Source organism: Rhodanobacter sp. ANJX3, assembly GCF_014200755.1.
Taxonomy (GTDB): Bacteria; Pseudomonadota; Gammaproteobacteria; order Xanthomonadales; family Rhodanobacteraceae; genus Rhodanobacter.
Genome location: NZ_JACHCM010000004.1, coordinates 96,758 through 123,708, shown reverse-complemented (window position 1 = coordinate 123,708; position 26,951 = coordinate 96,758). Strand labels below are relative to the sequence as shown.

Annotated in this window: 21 protein-coding genes; 6 read left to right on the top strand and 15 right to left on the bottom strand. The window is 63.3% G+C overall.

From position 1 onward, the window contains the following. The first annotated feature begins 1 nt into the window (after position 1). Together HDE76_RS12315 and HDE76_RS12310 are read left to right on the top strand one after the other, a co-directional pair. Positions 2-913 (top strand): LytTR family DNA-binding domain-containing protein, encoded by a 912-nt coding sequence (locus HDE76_RS12315; RefSeq protein WP_255481583.1) that lies wholly within the window; start codon positions 2-4, stop codon positions 911-913. Positions 914-1,044: 131 nt separating this feature from the next. Continuing rightward, positions 1,045-3,282 carry a CocE/NonD family hydrolase gene (locus HDE76_RS12310; RefSeq protein WP_184507960.1) on the top strand — a complete coding sequence of 746 codons (2,238 nt, stop codon included), beginning with the start codon at positions 1,045-1,047 and terminating at the stop codon, positions 3,280-3,282. Between the two features lie 202 nt (positions 3,283-3,484). Here the strand turns inward: HDE76_RS12310 and uvrD are convergent, their stop codons facing one another. The 3 genes from uvrD to polA all read right to left on the bottom strand — a co-directional run bounded on the left by uvrD (position 3,485) and on the right by polA (position 9,140). Continuing rightward, positions 3,485-5,680, bottom strand: coding sequence for a DNA helicase II (uvrD, locus tag HDE76_RS12305; protein ID WP_179480647.1), 2,196 nt, complete (start codon positions 5,678-5,680; stop codon positions 3,485-3,487). 109 nt (positions 5,681-5,789) lie between these two features. Then, positions 5,790-6,011 carry a hypothetical protein gene (locus HDE76_RS12300; protein WP_179480649.1) on the bottom strand — a complete coding sequence of 74 codons (222 nt, stop codon included), beginning with the start codon at positions 6,009-6,011 and terminating at the stop codon, positions 5,790-5,792. A 354-nt stretch (positions 6,012-6,365) separates the two neighbouring features. After that, positions 6,366-9,140 (bottom strand): DNA polymerase I, encoded by a 2,775-nt coding sequence (gene polA / locus HDE76_RS12295; protein WP_184507957.1) that lies wholly within the window; start codon positions 9,138-9,140, stop codon positions 6,366-6,368. Between the two features lie 90 nt (positions 9,141-9,230). Here polA and HDE76_RS12290 point away from each other — a divergent pair, with 90 nt between their 5' ends. Beyond that, entirely contained in the window at positions 9,231-9,725 is a 495-nt protein-coding gene (locus HDE76_RS12290) for a DUF2782 domain-containing protein (protein WP_179480653.1), read from the top strand. Positions 9,726-9,775: 50 nt separating this feature from the next. Here HDE76_RS12290 and HDE76_RS12285 read toward each other — a convergent pair whose 3' ends face one another. Next, positions 9,776-10,486 carry a glutathione S-transferase gene (locus HDE76_RS12285; protein WP_184507954.1) on the bottom strand — a complete coding sequence of 237 codons (711 nt, stop codon included), beginning with the start codon at positions 10,484-10,486 and terminating at the stop codon, positions 9,776-9,778. 62 nt (positions 10,487-10,548) lie between these two features. Then, on the bottom strand, positions 10,549-11,475 hold the full coding sequence (locus tag HDE76_RS12280; protein WP_184507951.1) for a LysR family transcriptional regulator: 927 nt from the start codon (positions 11,473-11,475) through the stop codon (positions 10,549-10,551). Positions 11,476-11,569: 94 nt separating this feature from the next. On the opposite strand from HDE76_RS12280, the gene HDE76_RS12275 reads away from it, so the two are divergent. After that, a complete protein-coding gene (locus HDE76_RS12275) occupies positions 11,570-12,583 on the top strand; it encodes a bile acid:sodium symporter family protein (RefSeq protein WP_179480659.1) in 1,014 nt (337 codons plus the stop codon). 32 nt (positions 12,584-12,615) lie between these two features. Here the strand turns inward: HDE76_RS12275 and purH are convergent, their stop codons facing one another. From purH to HDE76_RS12230, 9 genes are all read right to left on the bottom strand, one after another. Beyond that, positions 12,616-14,226 (bottom strand): bifunctional phosphoribosylaminoimidazolecarboxamide formyltransferase/IMP cyclohydrolase, encoded by a 1,611-nt coding sequence (purH, locus tag HDE76_RS12270; protein WP_184507948.1) that lies wholly within the window; start codon positions 14,224-14,226, stop codon positions 12,616-12,618. A gap of 199 nt (positions 14,227-14,425) precedes the next feature. Continuing rightward, positions 14,426-14,776 carry a helix-turn-helix domain-containing protein gene (locus tag HDE76_RS12265; protein ID WP_179480663.1) on the bottom strand — a complete coding sequence of 117 codons (351 nt, stop codon included), beginning with the start codon at positions 14,774-14,776 and terminating at the stop codon, positions 14,426-14,428. Positions 14,777-14,916: 140 nt separating this feature from the next. Continuing rightward, the gene (locus HDE76_RS12260; RefSeq protein WP_179480664.1) at positions 14,917-15,780 is read right to left on the bottom strand and encodes a zinc-ribbon and DUF3426 domain-containing protein; all 864 of its coding nucleotides are present in this window, start codon (positions 15,778-15,780) and stop codon (positions 14,917-14,919) included. Between the two features lie 137 nt (positions 15,781-15,917). Next, entirely contained in the window at positions 15,918-16,868 is a 951-nt protein-coding gene (gene prmA / locus HDE76_RS12255) for a 50S ribosomal protein L11 methyltransferase (protein ID WP_179480666.1), read from the bottom strand. A 72-nt stretch (positions 16,869-16,940) separates the two neighbouring features. Beyond that, positions 16,941-18,314 (bottom strand): acetyl-CoA carboxylase biotin carboxylase subunit, encoded by a 1,374-nt coding sequence (accC, locus tag HDE76_RS12250; RefSeq protein ID WP_179480668.1) that lies wholly within the window; start codon positions 18,312-18,314, stop codon positions 16,941-16,943. Positions 18,315-18,412: 98 nt separating this feature from the next. Continuing rightward, complete coding sequence (gene accB / locus HDE76_RS12245) at positions 18,413-18,874, bottom strand: acetyl-CoA carboxylase biotin carboxyl carrier protein (RefSeq protein ID WP_184507945.1); 462 nt, start codon at positions 18,872-18,874, stop codon at positions 18,413-18,415. Positions 18,875-18,973: 99 nt separating this feature from the next. Beyond that, positions 18,974-19,444, bottom strand: coding sequence for a type II 3-dehydroquinate dehydratase (gene aroQ, locus HDE76_RS12240; RefSeq protein ID WP_184507942.1), 471 nt, complete (start codon positions 19,442-19,444; stop codon positions 18,974-18,976). A gap of 142 nt (positions 19,445-19,586) precedes the next feature. Then, entirely contained in the window at positions 19,587-20,126 is a 540-nt protein-coding gene (locus HDE76_RS12235; protein ID WP_179480674.1) for a TlpA disulfide reductase family protein, read from the bottom strand. Positions 20,127-20,129: 3 nt separating this feature from the next. Beyond that, positions 20,130-22,337, bottom strand: a complete 2,208-nt coding sequence (locus HDE76_RS12230) for a protein-disulfide reductase DsbD (RefSeq protein WP_184507939.1) — start codon at positions 22,335-22,337, stop codon at positions 20,130-20,132. 425 nt (positions 22,338-22,762) lie between these two features. On the opposite strand from HDE76_RS12230, the gene HDE76_RS12225 reads away from it, so the two are divergent. Beyond that, positions 22,763-23,056: a co-chaperone GroES gene (locus HDE76_RS12225; protein ID WP_179480678.1), complete on the top strand. Its 294-nt coding sequence runs from the start codon at positions 22,763-22,765 to the stop codon at positions 23,054-23,056. 131 nt (positions 23,057-23,187) lie between these two features. Then, positions 23,188-24,837: a chaperonin GroEL gene (gene groL, locus HDE76_RS12220; protein ID WP_184507936.1), complete on the top strand. Its 1,650-nt coding sequence runs from the start codon at positions 23,188-23,190 to the stop codon at positions 24,835-24,837. 205 nt (positions 24,838-25,042) lie between these two features. Here groL and HDE76_RS12215 read toward each other — a convergent pair whose 3' ends face one another. Next, on the bottom strand, positions 25,043-26,824 hold the full coding sequence (locus HDE76_RS12215; RefSeq protein WP_343205702.1) for an LTA synthase family protein: 1,782 nt from the start codon (positions 26,822-26,824) through the stop codon (positions 25,043-25,045). Positions 26,825-26,951: the final 127 nt, after the last annotated feature.

The following is a 26,951-nucleotide window of genomic DNA, read 5'->3' as shown; positions in this document are numbered from 1 at the left end:
GATGAGACGGCGGACTTTTGATCTGCTGGCGGTTGCCGGCATCTTTGCGGCTTATTCGATGACTATCCGGCTGGCCTTGCATCTCGACCTGCGTGGAAGCCTGCTGGGCGGAGCGGCTAATACGGTGCCTGTAGTAATTTTCGGAGCGATAGCGCGCCGCATTATTCTGCGGAAACTTTTCGGGAAGCCCGGCGCGATCCAGCTGGCCGCCCATGTTCTGCTATGCGCCGCATTCGTTTCCCTGTCGTATGGGTTGCTGATCGTTCTTCTGGGCCTGTTCGACGGCGAGGGTCCGACTGGATTTCTGGTGCGACCCTTCTCGATCAGTGGAACCGCTTGGCAGTCGCTTGAGAATGTCACTACCTATGCATTGATAGCGACCTTGTCCTATTTGCAGGGCCAACACGGGGTGCCCGCCACGCCGTACGTCGACGCGATGGTGATCGGGGGAGTAATTAAGGGCACACGGTCATTGCCCGAGACGGATGATCCCAAAGTGATGATGGGCGCAGATCAAGCTGATGCCATTGTGATTGCTCCGTTAACGGTCGTTTCAGGGGAGGATACCGAAGCAAGAGCCGATACGGCATTGTCACGTTACTTTGTCCGAATCGGCGATGAGCTTAGGCCGCTCGATATAGACAACGTCGTGAGCATCGGTGGCGCGGACGACTACGCCGAAGTGAGAACACTGTCCACCAAGCACCTTGTTCGCGTGACGCTTGCTGAATTTGCCAAGTCACTCGATCCGGCGAAGTACGTTCGCGTTCATCGTTCCTGGATCGTGAACGTTCATCGCGTCGTTCGAGCAGAACCCGCCGGCGGAGGACGCCTGCTCTTGCATATGGAAACTGGCCAAACGATTTCGACCAGCCGGGCAGGCGCGAAGTTGCTGCGCGACCGCGTTATTTGACCGTTCGCCGCGCACGAGTGTTCGTTCGCCGATTTCTTCGCCGCATCCTTTCATTTCCCGGGATTATTCCGCGATCTGAGCGTGGCTTGATGTGCACGGTTCTTTTGAGTGGGTTGGGGTGAAAGGATCTTATGAACGTTCTCGCTTCGTCGGCCTTATTGATCATGGGCCTGTTGACTGCGGTCGCCGCAGGCGCACAGAGTGTCTCGGTCGAACAATCTCAAATTCCGAACGTCGCGGCGGAGTTGATCTCGACCTTTGCGGCGGCACGGAGCCCGGCCGACCTGACAAAACGTTTCCGACTTCAGCTTGCTGCCGGACGTTTCATTGATGCGGAGTCGACACTGGATCGCCTTCAGGCCGCTTATCGTTCGAACGAGCCGAGGCTTGTTCCTGCTGTCACGCCGTGGCGGATCTATACCCGATCCAAAGCTTATGAAGCGGCTGGGTTGGGGCGATCCGAGGCGCTGTCTCGCGCGTTTTCAGAGCTGTATGGAGCGCTTCCCGATAGCCAGGCGGCCGACATCCTGCCCTGGTACGGCGAGGGCCTCGATAGGCTCCGCTCGGAGGAGTCAAAGCAGAAAAAAGCTTGCCAGGGAATGGCGCTGGAGCAGTGCCCATCGGCGGCGGACTTCGTAGCGGCCCATGAGGCGCTGATGGCATGGACGTACCTCATGCCAGCGTCGGTGCCGTTGCTCGAAGCGGACGGCAGGCATCGCTATCTGATCGATGACCAAGTTTTGATCCCGACGCCCGATGGCGCAAAAATCGCCGCCATTGTCGTGCGCCCCCGCGTTACGGGTACGACGAAACTAACCGCGCTGTTGAATTTCACGATTTACGCCCGGGACGATTGGAGCATGAGTGACGCGATAATGATGGCTGCCCATGGCTATGCGGGGGTGGTCGCCTATACGCGAGGCAAAGGTCGAAGTCCTCAACCAGTGACCCCTTACGTGCATGACGGTGACGACGCGGCAACTGTGATCGAGTGGCTCGCGCATCGGAACTGGAGCGATGGCCGCGTTGGCATGTTCAGCGGTAGCTACAACGGATTCACTCAATGGTCCGCTGCGAAACATCATCCTCCAGCACTGAAGGCGATCGCTACCAACGCCACCAACGCCCCTGGCATCGACACGCCGATGCAAGGCAATGTGTTTCAGAGCTTTATCTATCCTTGGCCGTTCTACACGACTGATATCAAGACTTTGGATGACAACACCTACGATGACCGGGCTCGCTGGGATACGCTGGAAAAGAAATGGTACGTGAGCGGCAGGCCTTATCGTGATCTCGACAAGATCGACGGCAAGCCCAATCCCATCTTCGATACCTGGTTGCAACACCCGGCCTACGATGCCTATTGGCAACGCCTGATACCCTACGGTCTCGAGTTCGCCAGTATCGATATTCCGGTATTCGTAGAGACGGGTTATTACGACGGCGGCATGGTTGGTGCGCTCTATTACTTTCAGGAGCACCTCAAGTACCGGCCTGCCGCCGACGATCGAATGATCATCGGCCCTTATCACCACATTGCCATGCAGACCGGCGTGCTCGCCAAGGTCGATGGCTATGTGGTCGACAAGGCATCGTTGATTGACCTTCAGGATTTACGCCTTGAGTGGTTTGACCACGTTTTCCGTGGCTTTCCGCTGCCGACGCTCCTGAGCGACCGAGTCAACTTCGAAGTGATGGGTGCCAATACGTGGCGCCATACGTCGACTCTCGCGGACATGGCCGCCAGCCGTGTACGCCTCTATCTCACGGGAAACCGAGAAGCTGACCGGCTGTTGTTTGGGCACGCCCCGGCTAGCCAGGCAATACCTGAACTTGCTGTTGACTTCACTAATCGCAGCGATGTGGATTTTCAACCTCCCACGAGCGCGCCCGACACCCGTAACGCACTGGTGTTCGAAACAAAGCCGTTTAAGAAGTCGTTGGAGATCGACGGTCTGTTTAAAGGACGATTCGAAATCATTGCCAACAAGCGCGACTTTGATCTGTCAGTCAATTTTTATGAGTTGAAATCGGACGGTCGCTATCTCGACTTGGCCTCTTACCTCGGCCGTGTGAGCTTCATGCAAGATCGGACTCGGCGACAATTGCTCGTGCCTGGTCAAGCACACACTCTCAATTTTCAGAGCCAGACTTTGACAGCCCGCATGTTGGCGCCAGGAAGCCGGATCGTAGCCGTAGTCGGCGTCCCCAAAGTCCCTCATATCCAGATCAATTACGGCACAGGTCGTGACGTGGGCACGGAGTCAATGGCGGACGCGGGGACGCCACTACGTATTCACTGGCTCGTTGATAGTTACCTTGAACTTGGTATCCGAGGGACCATCGAGTTTGCGCAGGACCGTTGACTGCCCGACTTGAGCGATAAGCGAGACTGCATGTTTCAGTCTGAGCAAGTAAGCCTACGTGTGCGGGCAGTACAAATGCATGTCTTCGCTAGAATGATCATCGTCGCCAGCCAGGGAAAAGCCAATCGAAGGTGCCTGTGTAACCCCGTGTGGCGAATGGCGCTGCATTAAATATAGAGAGGAGTCAACCGACAACCTCAAGCTATAGCGGCGTCAGATTCGCATACGACGCCACCAGCCACTTGCTGCCGGCGCCTTCGAAATTCACCTGCAGTCGCGCGTGGCCGCCGCTGCCTTCGGCGCTGATCACCACGCCTTCGCCGAAGCTGGGGTGGCTGACGCGCTGGCCGAGTTTCACCGGCAGTTCCTCCTGCAACGACGCGGACGGCTGATTGAAGCGGCCGGCGTAGATGGGGCGGGTGACCTGCACGCGCGGACGCACTTCGTCGACCAGCTCGGCGGGTATTTCGCCGAGGAAGCGGGACGGGCGCGCCAGCATTTCGGTGCCGTGCATGCGGCGCGATTCGGCATGCGTGACGAACAGCTTTTCGCGCGCGCGGGTGATGCCGACGTAGGCGAGCCGGCGCTCTTCTTCGAGTCGACCTTCGTCGTCGACAGAACGCTGGCTGGGGAACAGGCCTTCTTCCATGCCGACCAGAAACACGATGGGAAACTCCAGGCCCTTGGCCGAGTGCAGCGTCATCAGCTGTACGCAGTCGTCCCACTTTTCGCCCTGGTTTTCGCCGGACTCCAGCGTGGCATGTGAAAGGAAGGCGGAGAGTTCGCTGAGCCCCGCGTCGATATCTTCCTGCGTGGGCTCGAAGCGGCTGGCGACGTTGACCAGCTCGTCGAGGTTTTCCACGCGCGCCTCGCCGTTGCCGCGGCTGTCCTTTTCGTAGTGGTCGCGCAGGCCCGTGTGGGTGATGGCGTGGTCGATCTGTTCGGCAAGCGTAAACGCAGCATCGCTATCGAGGCCCGCAAACGCTTTGGCCATCGCATCGATCATGGCCAGAAACGCCTTCACCGCATTCTTGGCGCGGCCGGCGAGTTCGCTGGCGCCGGCCAGTTCGGTCAGCGCGGTTTCCCACATCGAGGTGTTGTCGGTGCGGGCGCGCTTGCGCAGGGCGTCGAGCGTGCGATCGCCGATGCCGCGCGGTGGCGTGTTGACCGCGCGTTCGAACGCCGCGTCGTCGTGCCGGTTGGCGGTAAGGCGCAGATAGGCCAGCGCGTCCTTGACCTCGGCGCGCTCGAAGAAGCGCTGGCCGCCGTAGACGCGGTAGGGAATGTCGCGCTGGATCAGCTGCTCTTCGAAGTTGCGCGACTGCGCGTTGGAGCGATAGAGAATCGCGCAGTCTTTCGCGCTGCCGTGCTCCGCGACGTATTCGCGGATGCGCTCGATCACGAAGCGCGCCTCGTCCTGCTCGTTGTACGCGGCGTAAAGAGCGATGCGTTCCCCGTCGTCGCCTGCGGTCCACAGCTGTTTGCCCAGGCGTCCGCCGTTGCGCGCGATGACGCTGTTGGCGGCCTTGAGGATGTTGGAGGTGGAACGGTAGTTCTGCTCCAGCTTGATCGTGCGGGCGCCGGGAAAATCCTTCAGAAACTGCTGCACGTTTTCGACTTTCGCGCCGCGCCAGCCGTAGATCGCTTGGTCGTCGTCGCCCACGACAAACACCTGGCCAGTGGCTCCTGCGAGTACACGAATCCACGCGTATTGCAGCGTGTTGGTGTCCTGGAATTCGTCGATCAGCAGGTAGCGCCAGCGCTGCTGGTAGTGCTCCAGCACGGCGGGATTTTTCAACCACAGCTCGTGCGCGCGCAGCAGCAGTTCGGCGAAGTCGACCAGCCCGGCGCGGCGGCAGGCGTCTTCATAGGCCTGATAGATCTGCACGAAGGTGCGCGTGACCGGATGGTTGCCGTGTTCGATGCTCTCCGGGCGCTTGCCTTCGTCCTTCCAGTTGTTGATCTGCCAGCTGGCCTGACGCGGCGGAAAGCGCGCGTCGTCCAGGCCGAGGCCGGCGACCACGCGTTTGACCAGGCGCAGCTGATCGTCCGAATCGAGGATCTGAAAGGTTTCGGTGAGCCCCGCTTCGCGCCAGTGCCGACGCAGCAGGCGATGGGCGATGCCGTGGAAGGTGCCCACGGTCAGCCCCTGCGTGCTGCCGGGAATCAAGGCATCCAGCCGCGCACGCATCTCGCCGGCGGCCTTGTTGGTGAACGTGACGGCGAGGATCGCCCATGGCGGCACGCGTTCGACCTGGGTCAGCCAGCCGATGCGGTGGGTGAGCACGCGGGTCTTGCCGGAGCCGGCGCCGGCCAGCACCAGATAGTGGCCGGGTGGGGCGCAGACGGCTTCGCGCTGCGCGTCGTTGAGCGAGTCGATCAGGTAGGAGACATCCATCGATGCCATTGTAGCGGGCGGCGTCTCTCTGGGCTGGCGTGCGGCATGAAAGCCTGCACAAAAGAAAACCGCCGCGGAGGCGGCGGTTTAGGGGAAGGGCGCTGCAGCTTCAGCGCTTTTTGCTGACGAACCCACCGACCACCAGCAGGCCACCGACCACGATGCCGGCGATACCCGCCCATTCGGGCACAGTCTTGGTGTGCGTGGCTTCGATTTTGGCCGGCCCAAGCTGCGCCACGGTATCGGTCTGCTTGTAGCTGCCGTTGCCCATGGTGACGTAGATGCCGGCAACCAGCAGAAGGATACCGACGATGATCAGACCTGCGCGCATGAAACTCTCCCATGTGATTGAGCGGCGAGTATGCCCGATGCCCTTGTGCAGAAAGGGTCCACGGCATTCGCACGAATCGCGGGCAAAAAAAGGCCCCGAAGGCTAGGGGGAACCTTCGGGGCCGGCCGCCACGGTACCCAGGGGAGAGGCTCGTGGCGGGTGGCGGCCCAGGGAGGTAGGCGCGCCGGGGATGCCGTTGCGTGCATCCGATAGATTGGAACGCGCCCTGCGGGGAAAGTTGCAAAAGACCGCTGAAAAAATTCATTGCCGGTTCATCTGCAAAAATAGGCGCCAAAGCTATTGTTCTGTATGGGTTTTTAGTGCCGCCTGCAAAAATGGCGGCCGCCTCTGTTCTCAGTGCGCCTGATCCCAGTTGTCGCCCACGCCCACATCGACCAGCAGCGGCACGGCCAGTGCCGCGGCGCCCGACATCCGCTCGATCACCGCCGCGCGCACCTCGTCCACCGCATCGGCGCGTACCTCGAACACGAGTTCATCGTGCACCTGCATCAGCATGTGGGCGTCGTCGCGGCCTTTCAGCCAACCCGACACCGCGATCATGGCGCGCTTGATGATGTCGGCGGCGCTGCCCTGCATCGGCGCGTTCACTGCAGCGCGCTCGGCGCCCTGGCGCAGGCCCTGATTGCGCGAGGTGAGGTTATCCAGATACAGCCGGCGGCCGTAGATGGTTTCGACGTAGCCATCGCGATGCGCCTGCTCGCGCGTGGCGTCCATATAGGCGCGCACCCCGGGGTAGCGCGAAAAATAGCGCGCCATGTAATCGCTGGCTTCGCCGCGATCGACTGCAAGCTGCTTGGCTAGGCCGAAGGCGCTCATGCCGTACATCAGGCCGAAGTTGATCGCCTTCGCTGCGCGACGCTGGTTGGTCGTAACCTCTTCCGCGGGTACGCCAAAGACTTCCGCGGCGGTGGCACGATGCACGTCGCCGCCGTCGTGGAACGCGCGCAGCAGGCCCTCGTCGCTGGAGAGGTGCGCCATGATGCGCAGTTCGATCTGCGAATAGTCCGCCGCCATCACCATCCAGCCCGGCGGCGCGATAAAGGCCTGGCGGATGCGTCGCCCCTCTTCGGTGCGCACCGGAATGTTCTGCAGATTCGGCTCGGACGACGAGATGCGCCCGGTGGCGACCGATCCCTGGTGGTAGCTGGTATGCACGCGACCGGTGCGCGGGTTGACGATGCCGGACAGCTTGTCGGTGTAGGTGGAGCGCAGCTTGGCCAGGCCGCGGTAGTCGAGCAGCAGGCGCGGCAGTTCGTGCGTGTCGGCGATCGCCTCCAGCGCTTCTTCATTCGTCGACGGCTGGCCGGTCGGCGTTTTCATTTTTGCCTGCAGGCCGAGTTCGTCGAACAGCACGGCCTGCAGCTGCTTGGGCGAATCGAGGTTGAACTCATGGCCGGCGAGCTTGTACGACTGCTGCTGCAGCTCGTGCATGCGCTTGCCCAGCTGCTGGCTCTGCGTTCGCAGTACGTCGCCGTCGATCAGCACGCCGCGGCGCTCCATCTCGGCCAGCACCGGCACCAGCGGGATTTCGATGTCCTGATACACCGCGTGCAGCTTCGGCACGCTTTCGAGCTTCGGCCACAGCGCGTGGTGCAGGCGCAAGGTGATATCGGCATCTTCGGCCGCGTAGCGACAGGCGGTATCGAGATCGACCTGCGAAAACGAAATCTGCTTCGCGCCCTTGCCGGCAACCTGTTCGTACTTGATGGTGTCGACGCCGAGATATTTCTTCGCCAGCGAGTCCATGTCGTGGCGCGTCGCCGTGGCGTTCCACACATAGGACTCGAGCATCGAATCGTGCTTCAGCCCCTGCACCGCGATGCCGTAATGGCTGAGCACGTTGATGTCGTACTTAGCGTGCTGGCCGAGTTTGGGTCTGTCGGCATCTTCGAAGATGGGCTTCAGTGCGGCCAGCACGGTATCGCGCGGCAGCTGGGCCGGTGCGCCGGGGTAATCGTGGCCTAGCGGGATATAGCATGCAGTGCCGACTTCCACCGCCAGGCTGACGCCGACGATTTCGGCGCGCATCGCGTCGATACTGGTGGTTTCGGTATCGAAGGCGATCAGTTCGGCGCCGCGCAGTTTTTCCAGCCACGCGTCTAAGCGGTCGGGCGTGGTGACAAGCTCGTAGGTGCCGGGAGCCGATAGCGATGCATCAATGGCGTCTGTCGTGGCAATCGCCGCGCTTGCAGCAGTTTCCGAAAAGCTGGCTGTTCCCCGTTCCCCACCGGGTCCCCTCGGGGGAGTCCCCGTTCCCCGCTCTTCCAGCGCATCCAAATCCTTCAGCGCCGCCTTGAAACCATAGCGCGTATACAGCTCGCGCAGCTGTGCGGTGTCGGCCTCGCGCTGCGCCAGATCGGTCGGGCCAACGTCCAGCGGCACATCCAGCTTGATCGTCACCAGCTCGCGCGACAGCGGCAGCTGCGGCAGCGCGGCGCGCAGGCTCTCGCCTATCTTGCCGCCGATCTTGTCGGCGTTGACGATCACGCCGTCCAGCGTGTGGTATTCGGCAAGCCACTTCGCCGCGGTTTTCGGACCGCACTTCGGCACGCCCGGCACGTTGTCGACGGTGTCGCCGGTCAGCGCCAGAAAGTCGATGATCTGCTCCGGCCGCACGCCGAATTTTTCCTTCACGCCGTCGATATCGGTGACGGTGTTGCTCATCGTGTTGACCAGGGTGACGTGGGAGCTGACCAGCTGCGCGAGATCCTTGTCACCGGTGGAAATCAGCACCTCGATGCCCAGCGCCTGTGCCTGCGTCGCCAGCGTTCCGATCACATCGTCCGCTTCCACACCCGGCTCGCGCAGAATCGGAAATCCGAGCGCACCCACGATCGCCAGCATCGGCTCGATCTGCGCGCGCAAGTCATCCGGCATCGGCGGGCGATGGGCCTTGTACTGGTCGTAGAGTTCGTCGCGGAAGGTGGGTCCGGCGGCATCGCTGACGAAAGCCAGATAGTCCGGCTTTGCCTTCAGCGTGGCGCGCAGCATGTTGACCACGCCGAACAGCGCGCCGGTTGGCTCGCCGTGGTCGTTGGTCAGCGGCGGCAGCGCATGGAACGCGCGGTAGAGGTAGGACGAACCGTCGATGAGAATGAGTTTGGCCATGCCCCATTCTCGCATGCGGGCATCGCGGCGCTTCACAGTCGATCGGCAAAGGCGCTGCTATTCTCTGACACCCGACCTGAGGTTGCCCCCATGAAATCAGCCGCCGTGCTAGCTGCCGCAAGTTTTTTCTTTGTCTCAGGTCTCGCTGCCAGCAGCGTTTACGCGCAGTCTTCCGCGCCGGCGACCAACGCGCCGCCGCCGCCCGGTATGAACGATCCCGGCGTCAAGCAGCTTCCGCCGCCGCCCAAGGTGCCCGACGCCACGGTGCAGAAATCGGCCGGTGGCCAGAATCTTCCCGCCATGCAGGACACTGGCGCGGCTGGCGACGGCAAGCATATGACCCTTCCCGACGTCAGCACGCATCAGGAAGGCGACAACCAGGTCGAGGAGTACCGCCGCAGCGGCATGCTGTACATGGTGGTGGTGACGCCGAAGAACGGCATTCCGCAGAGTTACACCGTCGACCCGGACGGCACGCGGCACATGCAGCCCGGCCAGGCGCCGGTGCATCCGGCGATGTACAAGGTGCTGGAGTGGGGCAAGAGCAAACCGGCCGAGGCGAGCTCGTCGTCCGACGGCGGCTGATGCGATTCGTTCAAGCCGCAATGACGTTGCGCTGAACTTTGAGGCGCCGCTCAGCGGGCGTCGTCGAGTTCGGGATAATGGCGAAAGATGCCGTTCTCGTTGAACGCGAGGCGCCGCGGCGATGCCAGATAGGCCGCGATGCGCGGCCGCTCCGACACCCGTTCGTTGAGGGCTCTGAGCCTGGGGAGCTTGCGCTGCATTTTTTTCATCGCGCGCGGAAAGGCGTAGTCGAGCCCGCTCATGATCTGGAACAACGAGAGATCGACATACGAATGCGCGGTCAGCGCGTGTCGCCCGTTGCCACGTTCCAGCACGTTCTCGAAGTAGCCGAGAAACTTCGGCAGGCGGTTCTGTCGGAAATCCTCGGCGCGACGCTTGGCTTCATCGCGTTGATCGTCGTAGCAGAGGCTGCTGGCGATCGGATGGTGCGTGTCGTGCACTTCGGTCACCAGATCGGCGATGGTCAGCTGCAGCTGACTCGCATAGTGCTGGGCGCTGGCTGAGGCGGGTACCAGCTTCAACTTAGGACCCAGATGCGAAAGGATGTTCGCCACCTGCGCGATGACCGCGCGGCCATCCTTCAGAAACGGCGGCGCAAAGGGCAGGGCGCCGGACTGCTTTCCCTGCAGAAACGGCATGATCGCCTCATCGCCCTTTTCGCGCGCCACGTCGACGTAGTCGGCGCCCGCGTCTTCCAGCGCCAGGCGCACGAATTCGCCGCGTCCCTGGATGCCGGTCCAGTAATAAAGCTGATAGCGCATGACGATCTCCGTTGAACAGGGTCGAAGCTAGGCGAGAACGGCTCAACGGTGCGTGAGGACTGTCACGCCGACTTGGCATCCTTCAGCGAAGCGCGAGGCGCCTGCGGCAGTTGAGCGGCCATCGCGCGAATCTGCGCCCACACCAGTTCGGCCACGGGCGACAGCGAGCGGTGGCGACGACGAATCAGCGTGATAGCGCGACTGGCGGTCGGCGTCAGCGGCCGCGTCACCAGCTGGTCGGATGCGGGTAGCGACAGCCGCGGGGTGACGCTGACGCCAAGCCCGGATTCGACCATGCGAAACGCCGTATGCGTGTGCCCGGTCTGCTGCACCACGTTGGCCTGCACGCCGTGGGCTGCCAGCTGCTGGTCGATCAGTCGCCGGCTGCCGGACGTATGATCGAGCAGCACCAGGGCTTCGCCGCGCAGCTTTTTCCACGGCACGGCGGTAAGCCTGGCCAGCGGATGCGTGCGATGGCAGACCAGCACGAAGGGATCGCGCAGGATGGTTTCGCAGTCGAAGGTCTCCTTTTCGCCGGGCTCGATGGCGAGGCCGAAATCCACCTCGCCGCCGCGCACGCTGTCCAGCACCATCACTTGTGCCTGATCGTGCAACTGCACGGTGAGCTCGGGATACGCCTGCGCGCAGGCGGCAATGCATTGCGGCATCAAACCGGCCGACAGCGTCGGCACGGCGGCGACGCGCACCTTGCCGTGGCGACGCTCGCTTTCGGAGTGGACATGAGCCAGCACGCCCTCCAGTTCTTCCAGCACCCGCTCCAGCGCCACCTGCAGGTAGCGGCCCGCTTCGGTCGGCACCACTTCGCGTGTGTTGCGATCGAACAGCCGCACGTCCAGCTCGTTTTCCAGATCGGTGATCTGCCGGCTGATCGCAGGCTGGGTCAGGTGCAGGCTCTCGGCCGCGCGCCGGAAGTGCCGCAGCTTGGCGACGGCAAGAAAGGCGCGCAGCTGGCGCAGGCTGATATTCATGCGTAAAGAGTATCAAAAGATCAAATAATACGATTTGATTTATCAATGGCGGCGCGCTGCAATAGCGGCCTGAACTTCTCAGGTCACCCGTGCCATGGCAATCACCCGTTTTCTTCCCGACCGTTTTACCTGCGCGCTGGTGCTCACGGTGCTGATCGCGAGCCTGCTGCCGTGCCAGGGCGAAACCGCCAGCGTCTTCAACCTGCTGACCGACGCGGCGATTGCCCTGCTGTTCTTTCTGCACGGCGCCAAGCTTTCGCGCGAGGCGGTGGTGGCAGGGATGACGCACTGGCGGCTGCACCTGATCGTGCTGGGCAGCACCTTCGTGATGTTTCCGCTGCTCGGGCTGCTGTTGAAGCCGCTGTTGTCGTGGCTGGTGACACCTGACCTCTATCTGGGCGTGTTGTTTCTCTGCACCCTGCCGTCGACGGTGCAGTCGTCGATCGCGTTCACCTCGATCGCGCGCGGCAATATTCCTGCGGCGATCTGCGCCGCATCGGCGTCCAGCCTGTTGGGTATTTTCATCACGCCCTTGCTGGTCGGACTGATGATGGAGTCGCACGGGCAGGGCGGCATGTCGTGGGATGCGATCGGCAAGATCGTGCTGCAGCTGCTGGTGCCCTTCGTCGCCGGCCAGATCGCACAGCGCTGGATCGGTCGGTGGGTCGAGCGCCACCGCGGTCTGCTCAGCTACGTGGACCAGGGTTCGATCCTGCTGGTGGTATACACGGCTTTCAGTGCCGCGGTTTTACAAGGGCTTTGGAAGCAGATGCCGCTGTCTGTGCTGGGTGGCCTGCTGGTGGTGAACGCGGTTCTGCTGGCGTTGGCGCTGACGGTGACGCGCTACGGTTCCCGCGCGCTGGGCTTTGGCACCGGGGACGAGATCACCATCGTGTTCTGCGGCTCGAAGAAGAGCCTGGCCAGCGGCGTGCCGATGGCCAAGGTGCTGTTCGCCGGGCATCCGCTCGGTGCGATCGTGCTGCCGATCATGCTGTTTCATCAGATCCAGCTGATGACGTGCGCCGTGCTGGCGCGAAAATATGCGCAGCGCAAAGCCGGCTCGGCGGCTTCATCGGATGCCGTGCCGAAGGGTGCCGCCGTCGATTGAGTTTGCGCCGGCGCGATGGTCGCCAGCGATGCTCAGTGGCGGAAGTGCCGCATCCCGGTGAACACCATCGCCATGTCGTGCTCGTCGGCAGCGGCGATCACCTCGCTGTCGCGCATCGAACCGCCAGGCTGGATCACCGCGCGGATGCCCGCTTCGGCCGCCGCGTCGATACCGTCGCGGAACGGGAAGAACGCGTCGGAGGCCATCACCGAACCGCGCACTTCGAGCTTCTCGTCGGCCGCCTTGAGGCCGGCAATGCGCGCGCTGTAGATACGGCTCATCTGACCGGCGCCGATGCCGATGGTCTGACGATCGCGCGCGTAAACGATGGCGTTGCTCTTGACGAACTTGGCCACCTTCCACGCGAAGATCAGGTCGTGAATCTCTGCCTCGGTCGGCGCGCGGCGGGTGACGATTTTCAGATCGTCCGCGTCGATCATGCCCAGATCGGCGGTCTGGATCAGCAGGCCCGAGCCGACGCGCTTGGAATGATTGCCCGGATGCGCGTCGATCAATGCGCCGCCCTCGGGCAGCGGAATCACCAGCACGCGCACGTTGGCCTTTTTGCCGAACACTTTCAGCGCGTCTTTCGCATAGCCCGGTGCCAGCACCACCTCGACAAACTGGCGATCGACGATGGCGCGCGCGGTGTCGGCATCCACCTCGCGATTGAACGCGATGATGCCGCCGAAGGCCGAGGTCGGATCGGTCTGGTAAGCGAGATCGTACGCGCGGCCGATGCCATCCAGACTCACCGCGACGCCGCACGGATTGGCGTGCTTGACGATGACGCAGGCCGGCTTGGTAAAGCTGCGCACGCATTCCCATGCCGCGTCGGCGTCGGCGATATTGTTGAACGACAGCTCCTTGCCCTGCACCTGCTGGAAGGTGGCGAGCGTGCCCGGCGCCGGATACAGATCGCGGTAGAACGCCGCCTGCTGGTGCGGGTTCTCACCGTAGCGCAGATCCATCAGCTTCACGAATCGGCTGTTGATCTGGCCCGGGAAAGCGTCGTGTCCCGCGATCGACTGCTGCGCGTCGTCGAGCTGCAGCGCCGACAGATAGTCGCTGATCGCGCCGTCGTAGTTGGCGACGTTGTTGAACGCGGCCACCGCCAGCTTGAATCGCGTCGCGCGCGCGAGGCCGCCGTGCGCTTCGATTTCGGCCAGCGCCTCGGCATACTGATCGGGCGAGGTGAGCACGCCGACGTCGTTCCAGTTTTTCGCGGCGGAGCGCAGCATCGCCGGGCCGCCGATGTCGATGTTTTCGATCGCCTGCTCCAGCGTGCAGTCGGGCTTTGCCACCGTGCTCTCGAACGGATACAGGTTCAGCACCAGCAGATCGATCGGCGCGATGCCCAGTTCGGCCATCACCGCGTCATCGGTGCCGCGGCGACCGAGCAAGCCGCCGTGGACCTTCGGATGCAGGGTCTTGACGCGACCGTCCATGATTTCCGGGAAGCCGGTCACGTCGCTCACGTCGCTCACCGCGACACCGGCTTCGCGCAGCGCTTTGGCGCTGCCGCCGGTCGAGAGCAGCTCAACGCCGGCGGCGACGAGCCGCTGGCCCAGCTCGATCAGGCCGGTCTTGTCCGACACGCTGAGCAGAGCGCGGCGAACGGGAGTGAGAGCTGGAGCTGACATGGCGATTCCCGAGATATGCAGCCGCTTATTATAAGCGAGCGGGGAACGGGGAATGGGGAACGATTAGAAGGGGGGATTTTTGTGCTGGCTGTGCGAGTTCGTCACTTGTAAAGAACTCAAACGCCGCCCTCAAAACGAAAAAGTCCTATTCAAGCAACGCAGACTTGTGTCGTGCGACGCTCTGTCCGTTCCCCGTTTCTTACAGCAACCCGTGTGCGGCCAGCTTCTTGCGCAACGTGGCACGATTGATGCCCAGCGCGCTGGCCGCGCGGCTCTGGTTGCCGTCGTGGAAGGCCAGCACTTCGCGCAGCAGGGGCGTTTCGACTTCGCGCAGGACCATGGCGTGCAGACCTTCGGCGCATTCGGTGTCGCCGATATCGGCCAGATAGCGGCGCACGGTACGGGTCACGCATTCGCTCAGCGCGCTGACGTTATGCGCGTGGCTGTTGCCCTGATGCACGGCGCCGTGCTCGCTATCGCTCTGCGAACCGTTACCCAGTGACGAGGTCTGTTTCGCGGCCTCGATGGCAGGCAGTCTGACGGCATTCACGGATGGAGTCCCTCACGGTACAACGGCTGCATTGGCCGCTGCATTGATTATTGGTTGGTGTCGTTCGCGGCGTGTGTCGAGCATGCTGCTCTTTTGCGCGAGGGACCGAGTCTACCCGTGCCGGCGGAGAAAATTAAGTGCTATTCGAAACCAAATTCGAAAGCGACCGCCTTGTCGCCCGGATCTTCCACCTCGAGCAGCAGCGCGGCACTGGCTCCGGGCGCCAGGCCATGCCGGAGTATCGTGGTGTCGTCCAGATATTCACGCGGCTGCAGTCGGCGCATCGCAATGCGCTGGCCTTGCGCGTCCGACAGTGTGACGGTGAGTACGGGAAAGGGCTGCGCAAAAATCGCATCGTTACGGACGCTGGCGCTGATCATCAGTGCGCCCGATACGCTCGGATGCGCCTGCACGTTGCTGGCCAGCAGACGCAGCTGTTGCGGCGCGGCGACCAGTGGAAGTTCGCAGCCGAGCTGGCTGCACGCTTCGCGCAACCAGCCGCCCACGACAGGATCACGAATCAGCAATTCGCGCTTGGCCCATGCCAGCTGTGCGCCGAGACCCAGCAACAGCAGCAGGCCGGCGACAACCCAAGGCCAGTGTCGCTCGCCTCTAGCGCGCTGCTTGTTTGCGCGACGTTGCGAGCGCCGGGATTCCTTGCCGACTTTCTGGCGAACGAAGCGGGGCGCGAACACCAGCTGGGAAAAGTCTTCCTCCGAAGTCGCCGGTTCGAGCGCAGCATCCTGGTCCGTCACCACGGCATCGATGACCGCGGGCGGCAACGGCTGCGGGCGATAAACCACCAGGTCGATGCGCGGCGGCTGATAGGCCTGGTCGTTGATCGGCAGTTCGCGAAACGGTTCGGGCGGCAGCTGTTCGGTGAGTGTGGCAATGCTGTCGAAGCTGGTGTCGCAATGTCCGCACACCACGTGCCCGTGCGCCTGCGCCAGCGTGTGCGCATCGAGCGAAAACACGGACAGGCATTCAGGGCATTGGGTATACATGCAGGCCGCTTTGAACTCAGTAGCGCGAGTTTAGCAGGCCGGTCCGTGGCAGCCTGTTAGCGTCGTCCATCAAGGCTGCGAAGTGCTGCATTGGAAGCGAATGGAACGCTGCGGTGCGATCGTTCCCCGCACTGCATTCAAGCGCGTCGACGGCCGCTGATGCGCACCCAGTCCTCGCGCGTGTCGAACGTGAGCTCGTCGAACCATTCGGCGTAGCGCTCCAACAACTCGTCCTGCTGGCCGGCGAGGATGCCGGAAATGGCGAACGGCGCGCCCGGTTTCGCGAGCGCAGCAAAGGTCGGCGCCAGCGCGGCCAGCGGGCCAGCGAGAATATTTGCGATGAACACATCGGCCGGCGATGCACATGGATGTGCGAGTGCCGCGGGCGCAGGATGCGCAGGAGCGGCGGCGGCGACAGCGTCTTCCGGAAGGAACACGTCGAGATGATCGGCCACGCCGTTGCGCTGTGCGTTGTCGGCCGAGGCGATAAGCGCCTGCGGATCGTTGTCGATACCTACCGCGCTGGCCGCGCCGAGCTTCAGCGCGGCGATGGCGAGAATGCCCGAACCGCAGCCGTAGTCGATCACGCTCTTGCCAGCGAGCGAGAGACTATCGAGCCATTCGAGACACAGCGCAGTGGTCGGATGCGTGCCGCTGCCGAAGGCGAGACCGGGATCGAGCCGCACGACGACAATATCGTTATCTGCCGGCGGTTCGATATTCCACGGATAAATCCACAGCCGCCGGCCGAAGACCATCGGCTTGAACTGATCCATCCAGGCGCGCTCCCAGTCCTGGTCGGCGACGTCGCGAAACAGGACTTGCGCCGGCTCCAGCCACGACAGCAGCTCGCCCAGCGTTTCGATCAGTCCACGACGATCGGTGCCCGCATCGAACAACGCGTTGAGCGTGATCATCGGCCACAGCGGCAGCTCGCCTACACCGGGTTCGAAGATCGCCTGCTCGTCCGGCGTTTCCGCATCCGCGTCCTGCAGCGTGATCGACAACGCGCCGAGTTCATCCAGCGCTTCTTCCGCGCTGGGCTGTTGTTCGGTGCGTACGACGAGGGAGAGTTCTAGCCAGGGCATGCGGTGTCCGTGGAGGTTGGCGATGGAGTGCGACTGTCGCTTCTTGGGAGGCGACAGTCGCGTGCTGGCAGATCAGTGCTCGGCCGGCTGCTGACCCTTCTGCTCGGCCATGCGCTTTTCCAGGTAATGAATGTTCTGGCCGCCGTGCTGAAAGCCCGCGTCGGCCATGATGCGCTGCTGCAGCGGGATATTGCACTTGACGCCTTCGATCACGGTTTCGGCCAGCGCCAGGCGCATGCGCGCGATCGCGGTTTCGCGGTCGGGGCCGTGCACGATCAGCTTGCCGATCATCGAATCGTAGTTCGGCGGAATCCGGTAGCCGTCGTATAGATGCGTGTCGACGCGCACGCCGGGGCCGCCGGGTGCCTCGAAGCGCTTCACCGTGCCGGGCGACGGCATGAAGGTGTCCGGATCTTCGGCGTTGATGCGGCACTCGATCGCGTGGCCGTGGATCACCACGTCTTCCTGCTTGATCGAGAGCTTTTCACCGCCGGCAATCAGCAGCTGCTCGCGCACCAGATCGATGCCGGTGATCAGCTCGGTCACCGGATGCTCGACCTGGATGCGGGTATTCATTTCGATGAAGTAGAAGTTGCCGTTCTCGAACAGGAACTCGAACGTGCCGGCGCCGCGATAGCCGATGCGCAGGCAGGCGTCGACGCAGACCTTGCCGATCGCCGCGCGCTGCTCCGGCGTGATGCCCGGCGCGGGCGCTTCCTCGACCACTTTCTGGTGGCGGCGCTGCATCGAGCAGTCGCGCTCGCCCAGATGGATCGCGTTGCCCTGGCCGTCGGCCATGACCTGCACCTCGACATGGCGTGGGTTTTCCAGAAATTTTTCCATGTAGACCTGTTCGTTGCCGAACGCGGCCTTGGCTTCGGCCTTGGTCATGGTCACTGCGTTACCCAGGTGCGCCTCGGTGCGGACCACTCGCATGCCTCGACCGCCGCCGCCGCCGGAAGCCTTGATGATGACCGGGTAGCCGATTTCTTTGGCGATGCGCAGGTTTTCGTCCACGTCGTCGCCCAGCGGGCCGCCGGAGCCGGGCACGCAGGGCACGCCGGCGGCTTTCATCGCGCGAATCGCTTCGACCTTGTCGCCCATCAGCCGAATCACGCCGGCCGGCGGGCCGATGAAGACGAAGCCGGATTGCTCGACCTGTTCGGCAAAATCCGCGCGCTCGGATAGAAAGCCGTAGCCGGGGTGGATCGCGCCGGCGTCGGTGATCTCGGCCGCCGCGATGATGCGTGGAATATTGAGATAACTGTCGACGGAGGGACCGGGGCCGATGCAGACCGATTCGTCGGCGAGGCCGACGTGCTTCAGGTTGCGGTCGACGGTGGAGTGCACGGCCACGGTCTTGATGCCGAGGCTGTGGCACGCGCGCAGGATGCGCAGCGCGATTTCTCCGCGGTTGGCGATGACGACTTTTTCAAGCTTGGGCATGGTTTGAAGCCTGTGCGGTAACTTCCGAGCGGCGCGCATCAAGCGCGCGGCTGCCAGGTGGCGGTGCTTGGCGCGGCGCCCACGAGGGCGCCCGTCGCTCAGGCGATCACGAACATCGGTTCGTCAAATTCCACCGGCTGACCGTTTTCGATCAGGATGGCCTTGACGGTGCCGGCCACGTCGGCCTCGATCTGGTTGAACATCTTCATCGCCTCGATGATGCCGAGCGTCTCGCCCGCGGCGACCTGCTGGCCGACCTTGACGAAAGCCGGCGTACCCGGCGTAGCCGAGGCGTAGAACGTACCGACCATCGGCGCCTTGACGATGTGTCCGGCCGGCAGCGCATCCGCTGCTGGCGTTTCGGCGGCAGCCGCCACCGGTACTGCGGCGGGCGCGGCGGCAACCGGCGCGGCGGCGGGTGCTGCCGGTGCCGGAGCGGGCGCGGTGTTTTTCGGCACGCGCGATAGACGAACGACTTCTTCGCCTTCCTTGATTTCAAGCTCGGCGAGATTGGACTCTTCGAGCAGATCGATCAGCTTTTTGATTTTGCGCAAATCCATCGGATCAGCCTTTTGTCGGTCGCGCCATCGAATGGGCGCGTGGGATGGGAAAACTGGCTTAGGGCCTGGGGTCGTACGGTCAATTGAATAGTCGAGGCGTTACTTCGGCGCGTCGGGCGCGCTGGCGGCCGACGCGTGCAACCGGTGGATCGCCGCTTCCAGCGCGAGCCGGTAGCTGTCGCCGCCGAAGCCGCAGATCACGCCCACCGCGATGTCCGACAGGTACGACTGATGCCGAAACGACTCGCGCGCGTGAACGTTGGACAGATGCACTTCGATAAACGGTATCGCCACCGCCATCAGCGCGTCGCGCAGGGCGATGCTGGTGTGGGTGAAGGCGGCGGGATTGAACAGGATCAGCGCCGTGCGATCGTCGCGACCCTGCTGGATGCGGCCGATCAGCTCGTGCTCGGCGTTGGACTGAAACCAGGCCAGCTCATGGCCCGCTTCCTGCGCCTGTTCGGCCAGCTGCTGATTGATATCGGCCAGCGTCTGACGGCCGTAGATCTCCGGCTCGCGCGCGCCCAGCAAGTTGAGGTTGGGTCCGTGCAGGACAAGGATCTTCGCCACGTTGCGCCCAGGGTCGCGCCCGGATATCCGGAGTCTGCGCAGTCTGCCCGCAGACGGGTCTATTGTCCAGTTCGCTGACGATCGGCGATGTTTGGCGGAGAAGCGAAAGTTTCCCGTGCGCCGGCGTATGCCGGTCGGGGTTTCAGGGCTGGCCGTCCGATTTCAGCCAGGCGGCCATCTCGGCGTCGGACAGCGCGCCGGTATGTGTGGCCAACACGCGGCCATCCGGTCCCAACAGCACGCTATAGGGCAGCACGGCGGTGGTATCGCCAAATTGCCGCGTGGTGCTTGGCTCGTTGAGGTCGCCGAGCAGGATCGGATAGTGCGGCGGATGCGCGGCAAGAAACGCGCGCGCCATGGCTGGGTCGTCCATCGCAATGCCGATCACGATGGCGCCTGGAACGGCGGGTGTGCTGCCGCTGAACTTGGCATGCGCGCGATCGAGCGCGGGCATTTCGTCCAGACACGGGCCGCACCAGCTGGCCCAGAAATTCAGCAGCAAGCGGTGACCGCGGTAGTCGCTCAGCGTGTGGGTCTTGCCGTTGAGATCCGGCAGGCTGTCGACCGGCGCGGGCTGGCCGATGATCGACGCCTCCGGCTGGCGCTGGCGATGCTCGATGTAGCCGCCGAAGCCCGCAGCCAGCACGGCCATGCCGAGGATGAACCAGTTCGTTCGCGTCATTTTTTACTGCGCCGCCGCGGTCAGCGCCTGCTCGACCATCGAGGGCGTGAGCACGGTCGACAGCTGGTTGCCCGGTCCGCCGTGTTTCGGGAACACCACATACAGCGGCACGCCGGGCGAGTGGTACTGCTGCAGAAAAGCGCTGATGGTCGGGTTGACGTCGGTCCAGTCGCCTTTCATATAAACCGCACCGGTGCGCTTGAGCAGCGCGCGAAACGCGTCGCTATCCAGCACGGTGTGCTCGTTGGCCTTGCAGGTGACGCACCAGTCGGCGGTCATGTCGACGAATACCGGCGTATCGGAGGCGCGCAGCGAAGCGAGTTTTTCCGGCGTGTAGGCGACCACGCCTTCCTGCGTCGTCGCCGCGGTTGCCGGCGGCACCACATGCGCCAGCAGATACAGCGGCACCAGCGTGGCAATGGCGAGCAGGGCGACAAAGACCTTGCTCAGCGCGCGTCCGTGGCGGCTGCGCTCGAACCACCACAGTGCCATCGCCAGCAGCACCATCGCCACCAGCACCAGGCCGACGGCGTCGGCACCGCGCTGGTGCGCCAGCACCCAGACCAGCCATACGGCGGTGAGGTACATCGGGAAGGCCAGCACCTCTTTCAGCGTTTCCATCCAGCGGCCGGGTCGCGGCAGCAGGCCAGCCAGCGCCGGCACGAAGCCGATCAGCAGAAACGGTAGCGCCAGGCCGATACCCAGCATCAGGAACACCAGCAGTGCGGACAGCATCGGCGCGGCGAACGCATAGGCCAGCGCGCTGCCCATGAACGGCGCGGTGCACGGGCTGGCCACCACCACGGCGAGCACGCCGGTGAAGAAGTCGCCCGCCGGCCCCGAACGCGAGGCCAGCGATGCGCCGGTATTGCCCAGCGAGGCGCCGAACTGCACCACGCCCGACATCGACAGGCCAACGGCCAGCATCACGCAGGCCAGCACACCGACCAGCAGCGGCTGCTGCAGCTGCGAGCCCCAGCCCAGCGCGTGACCGGCCGAACGCAGGGCGAGAATGCTCAGGCCCACCGCAGCAAAACTGCACAGCACGCCGGCGCTGTAATACAACGCATGGCGACGCGCGCTGGTTGCGCTCTCGCCGCTTTCGAGAATGCTCACTGCCTTGATGGACAGCACGGGCAGCACGCAAGGCATCAGGTTCAACACCAGCCCGCCGCCCAGCGCCAGCAACAGCGCGCTCAGCAGGCTGACCTGCACGGCCGTGCCAGCGATGCCGGCAGGCGGCATTTCCGGCGCTACCGCTGCAGCGCTTGGCGAAGCGTCGGCGCTGGCCAGATCGATCGTCAGCGTGCGGTGCATCACCGGATAGCACAGGCCGCCGTCCTGGCAGCCCTGAAAGCTGGCGTCCAGCGTAAGCGACTGTCGCCCGGCGAGGTCGCCGTCGACAGCCACGGGCAACTCGAGCTGATCGAAATACACGGTGACGCTGCCGTACTTTGCATCCTGGTGCATCACGCCGGCGGGCCACGTCGGCTTCAGGGTCAAGCCCGGCGCATCGTGCGGCTGCAGCGTGGTCTGGTCCTTATAAAGGTAGTAGCCCTTGGGCATGGTCCAGCGCAGCAGCAGATGGCCCGGCGAGCTGGCCAGCGCCTCCAGCCGGAACGCCTGCTCCGGCGGCAGAGGTCCGTTGCCGGTCGCGGATGATTTGCCGCCCAAGGCGTGCAGGGCATCGCCGAGTGAGCTGTTGCTTGAGGTCGCTGCTGAGTCGATGGACTTGCCCGCCCCAGCCGGCAGCGGCAGGTCGAGCTGTTCGGTATGCGGCGGGTAGCAGATCTTCGGATCGACCTCGTGGCAGCCCTGGTACTGCACGCTCAGCGCCAGCCGCGTGGTGCCCGCGGCCAAGGTGTACGGCACGGTGGCGTCGATGCTGTGGTGATAGATCTCGACGTCGCCCAAGTATTCGTCGTGATGCTTTTCGCCGTCGGGGAACTGCGGTTCACCCAGCGTGACGCCTGGGCCGGCCTTGAACTTCATGCGGCCACGGTAGAGGTAATAGTCCTGGGCCAGCGTCCAGTGCAGCTTCAGCACGCCCGGCATGGACGCGTCGCTGCTGAGCTTGTAGGCCTCGGTGACCGGCAGCAGGTCGGCCGTGCTTTGCGAAAACACCGGCGCGGCAGCGATGAGCAGGCCCAGACAGAGCAGCGTGTTTATCAGCGCACGAACAGACGTTCGGCCGGCAAGCAACGGTCTCATGACAACTCCAGCAATCGGGGCCTGCGGGGACAGGCGACTCGGCATTATGGCGTATTAGGCGCGCATGCAAGGCTGGCGTTTCCCATCCGCCGACTTGCGCTCCGGGTTCTATGCCGACCAACGACCGTGTGCAACTTTCAGCTAGTAGCACCTTCGGTTGAATCAGGCATTTCGCCAGCGCTTGGCTCGGTTTGGCGGGGGTGGGGCGGAGACTCGCGTTCAGATTCTTAATGTGATCGTTCGATGACGGCACCTTGAAAGTGGCGTCAAGGCGCCCAATCTGCTGTCCAGTCACCGGTTCAAGACGCTTGCACAGGATTTCTGCATCATTAAAATTAGCACTCATCGGTATCGAGTGCTAACAAGTCGCCGATCCGGGTCTTTGAAACCTCGTTCCATTTCACTAGCCAAGTTGGAGTCCACCCATGAGCACACTGCGTCCGTTGCATGATCGCGTCATCGTCAAGCGTCTCGAAGAAGAGCGCGTCTCGGCCGGCGGCATCGTCATCCCCGACAGCGCCACCGAAAAGCCGACCCGCGGCAAGGTCACCGCTGCCGGCACCGGCCTGATCCAGAAAGACGGCAGCGTGCGCCCGATGTCGGTAAAGGTGGGCGACACCGTCCTGTTCGGCAAGTACGCCGGTCAGGAAATCAAGATCGACGGCGAAGATCTGGTCTTCCTGAAGGAAGACGACATCGTGGCTGTGATTGAAGGTTGATTGATGGGGGCCTTTTGACGGGAGAGCGCGAAATCAAAACCCGCGCACCCCAGTCGCCTTTGGCCCCTTTCTGTTGGGCTTTCGCAAGCGACAAACCTTTCCTAATTTAATTTTTTTGAGGCAAAAAAATCATGGCAGCTAAAGAAGTACGTTTCGGCGAAGACGCCCGCGCCCGCATGCTCAAGGGCGTCAATACCCTGGCCAACGCGGTCAAGGTCACCCTCGGTCCCAAGGGCCGCAATGTCGTGCTCGAAAAGAGCTTCGGCGCCCCCACGATCACCAAGGACGGCGTGTCTGTCGCCAAAGAGATCGAGTTGGCTGACAAGTACGAGAACCTCGGCGCGCAGATCGTCAAGGAAGCCGCTTCCAAGACGTCCGACGTCGCCGGTGACGGCACCACCACCGCGACCGTGCTGGCACAGGCGTTCATCCAGGAAGGCCTGAAGGCGGTTGCCGCCGGCATCAACCCGATGGACCTGAAGCGCGGCATCGACAAGGCCGTCATCGCTGCGGTCGGCGAGCTGAAGAAGCTGTCCAACCCGACCGCCGACGACAAGGCGATCGCCCAGGTCGGCACCATCTCGGCCAACTCCGACACCAACATCGGCGACATCATCGCCACCGCGATGAAGAAAGTCGGCAAGGAAGGCGTGATCACTGTCGAAGAAGGTTCGGGTCTCGAGAACGAGCTCGACGTGGTCGAAGGCATGCAGTTCGATCGCGGCTACCTGTCGCCGTACTTCATCAACAACCAGGCGTCGCAGCAGGTTGAGCTGGACGACCCGTACATCCTGATTCACGACAAGAAAGTGTCGAACGTGCGCGAGCTGCTGCCCGTGCTGGAAGCCGTCGCCAAGGCCGGCAAGCCGCTGCTGATCGTGGCCGAGGAAGTCGAAGGCGAGGCCCTGGCCACGCTGGTCGTCAACACCATCCGCGGCATCGTCAAGGTTGCCGCCGTCAAGGCGCCGGGCTTCGGCGATCGTCGCAAGGCGATCCTGGAAGACATCGCGGTGCTGACCAACGGTCAGGTCGTGTCCGAGGAAGTGGGCCTGTCACTGGAAAAGACCACGATCGGCGATCTGGGCCGCGCCAAGCGCATCGTCATCACCAAGGAAAACACCACGATCATCGACGGTGCCGGCGAAGCGGAGAAGATCCAGTCGCGCATCAGCCAGATCAAGGCGCAGATCGAAGAGACCTCGTCCGACTATGACCGCGAGAAGCTGCAGGAGCGCGTGGCCAAGCTGGCCGGCGGTGTTGCCGTAATCAAGGTCGGTGCCGGCACCGAGATCGAAATGAAAGAGAAGAAGGCCCGCGTCGAAGACGCCCTGCACGCCACGCGCGCAGCCGTCGAAGAAGGCGTGGTCCCCGGCGGTGGCGTAGCCCTGATCCGCGCACTGAAGGCTGTCGAAGGCCTGAAGGGCGACAACACCGATCAGGACCTGGGCATTGCGATCACCCGCCGCGCGCTCGAAGCGCCGCTGCGTGCGATCGTGTCGAACGCCGGCGAAGAGCCGTCCGTGATCCTCAACAAGGTCAAGGAAGGCACCGGCAACTTTGGCTACAACGCCGCCACCGGCGAGTTCGGCGACATGGTCGAAATGGGCATCCTGGATCCGACCAAGGTCACCCGCTCGGCTCTGCAGCATGCGGCATCGGTCGCCGGTCTGGCGATCACCACCGAGGCTATCGTTGCCGAAGTACCGAAGAAAGACGACGGCCACAGCCACGGCGGCGGCGCGCCGGGTGGCATGGGCGGCATGGGCGGTATGGACTTCTAAGTCCTGTGCTCTTGCCATCGGAGACGATGGCAAGAGCACACCCCAAGCGGCCATTTATGGCCGCACTGCTCAGCAAAACATCTGCAACAAAAAACCCCGCTTCGGCGGGGTTTTTTGTTAGTGCCGCATGGGCGGCAGCAGGACCTTGGTTGGCTAGTAGATAAGCGGAAATGTCGGTCGAAAAACCTTTTTGCGAAGCTAGAAGCTAATAGAACAAAGCGGCGGGTGCCGACGGTGGCGACGGTCCGGCAGCATCGTCGCGCACGATGCCGCTGGCCTGCGGCGTATCGATTTTCGGGAGCAGGTTGTCGAGCTTGCCGCTCATGCGCAGCTGGTCGACGCTGGACATCGCCTGATCGATGCGCTGTTCGTCGCCGGCTTCGGACGGCGGTGGCGCGCCGGGTGCCTTGGTCAGCGACGCCAGCTGTGGACCGACCAGAGTGGTCAAAGCGAAGTACGGATCGTTATGGATACCGGCCTGCTCCAGCAGCTTGCCCGGTAGCAGCCAGGCGGCAGTGTCGGTGCGGGTCGGTTGGCCATGAAGATTGTGCGGATCGACCATCAGCCATGTACCTGCCTGGCTCAGCATGTCTTGGCCGTCGACAAAGCCGGTGGTGCGGTAGCTGTCGGTCAAGCCGGGCAGATGATCGCCGTAGAACAGTACCAGGCTCGGGCGATTGCGTTTGGCCAGCCACGCGACCAGCCGGCCCAGCTCGGCGTCGGCGTGGCGCATGTGGTAGATGTAATTCTGCAGCTCGCGCTTGTCGATATCGACCAGGCCGTTCGGTACGGGAATAGCGTCGCGTTCATCGGCGTGAGCGGGCTCCACGTCGTAAGGGCCGTGTGCCTCGATGCTGATGGCAAAAATGAACTGCGGCGGCCCGCTGTCCTTCATCTGCGTCATGATCTCGTCGGTCATCGCGCTGTCGGCCATGTACTTGCCGTCGTTCGCCGCGTTGGCGGGAAACGAGGACTGCGACACGAACCGATTGAAACCCAGCGCCTTGAACGCGGTGCTGCGGTTCCAGAAGGTCGGATCGTTGCCGTGCAGCGCGATTGTGTCGTAACCGTGGCCGTTGAGCGTGCGCACCAGACTCGGCACCGATTTCTTATTCATCTGCAGATACGGGAACTGCAGGTTGTCGAAGTAGCGCAGCGACAGGCCGGTTAGCACTTCGAATTCGGTGCGGATCGTACCGCCACCGAACGTCGGCACATGCAGCGGGCCGCTCATGCCATGCTCGGCCAGCCGCTTCAGGTTCGGCGTGAACTGGCTGTTCTCGTAGCCGCGCATGATGGTGGGGTCGAAAAACGATTCGCTCTGGATCACCACGATGTCGGGCATATCGTGCCCGGCTGCCGGCGCCTGCATGTACTGCTTCATCGCTGCCGCCGACTGATCGATCAGCTGACTTGCCGCGACGTGATCGGGCTTCTGTTTGTTGTGGCCGTTCTGCAGTTGAAACATGACCAGTGAGCTGATCATTCCCGAGTGGCCGCTTGTGGACGCGGCCGACCAGGGTTCCATCCAGAGCACGTGGCCGTTATAGATTCGGCCCCATGTCGACGTGCCTATAAGCAGGCTGACCAGCAAAGCCGTCAGCACGCCGCCGGCCAGCAGCCGTTTGCCACCGGTGCGACGGGCGAACAGCGGCGGCTCGAAGCGCCAGATCGCCACCGCTAGCGCGATGGCAACCAGCACGCCCAGATACGGCCATGGGCTGTGCGGCAAATAGCCGAACAGCAGGTGCGCGCCACCGCGGCGCAGCTGACCGACCATGCGGAAGTCGTCGGGCAGGAGCGGCGTGCCGAGGTTGGCCACCTTCAGCGTATTCACGGCGTAGAAGACGCCCTGCACCAGAAAGGCCAGCCCGAACGCCAGCAAAAGCCGGCGGGTCAGCACCAGTAACACGCCAGCCAGCAGCAGCCCGGCCAGAGCGTTGGCCAGGGCAAAGCGCGGTTGCTGCAGCCATTGCGATGGCGCCACTCCCGGTCCACCGTCCAGCAGGCTGGTCAAAAGGACAAAGAGGAGAGCTGCAAAAAGCACGCAGGCGGCGCGCGTGGCAAGCGATCGAGCGGGGCGGACTGGCTGGGAGGCATTCAACGGCATGACA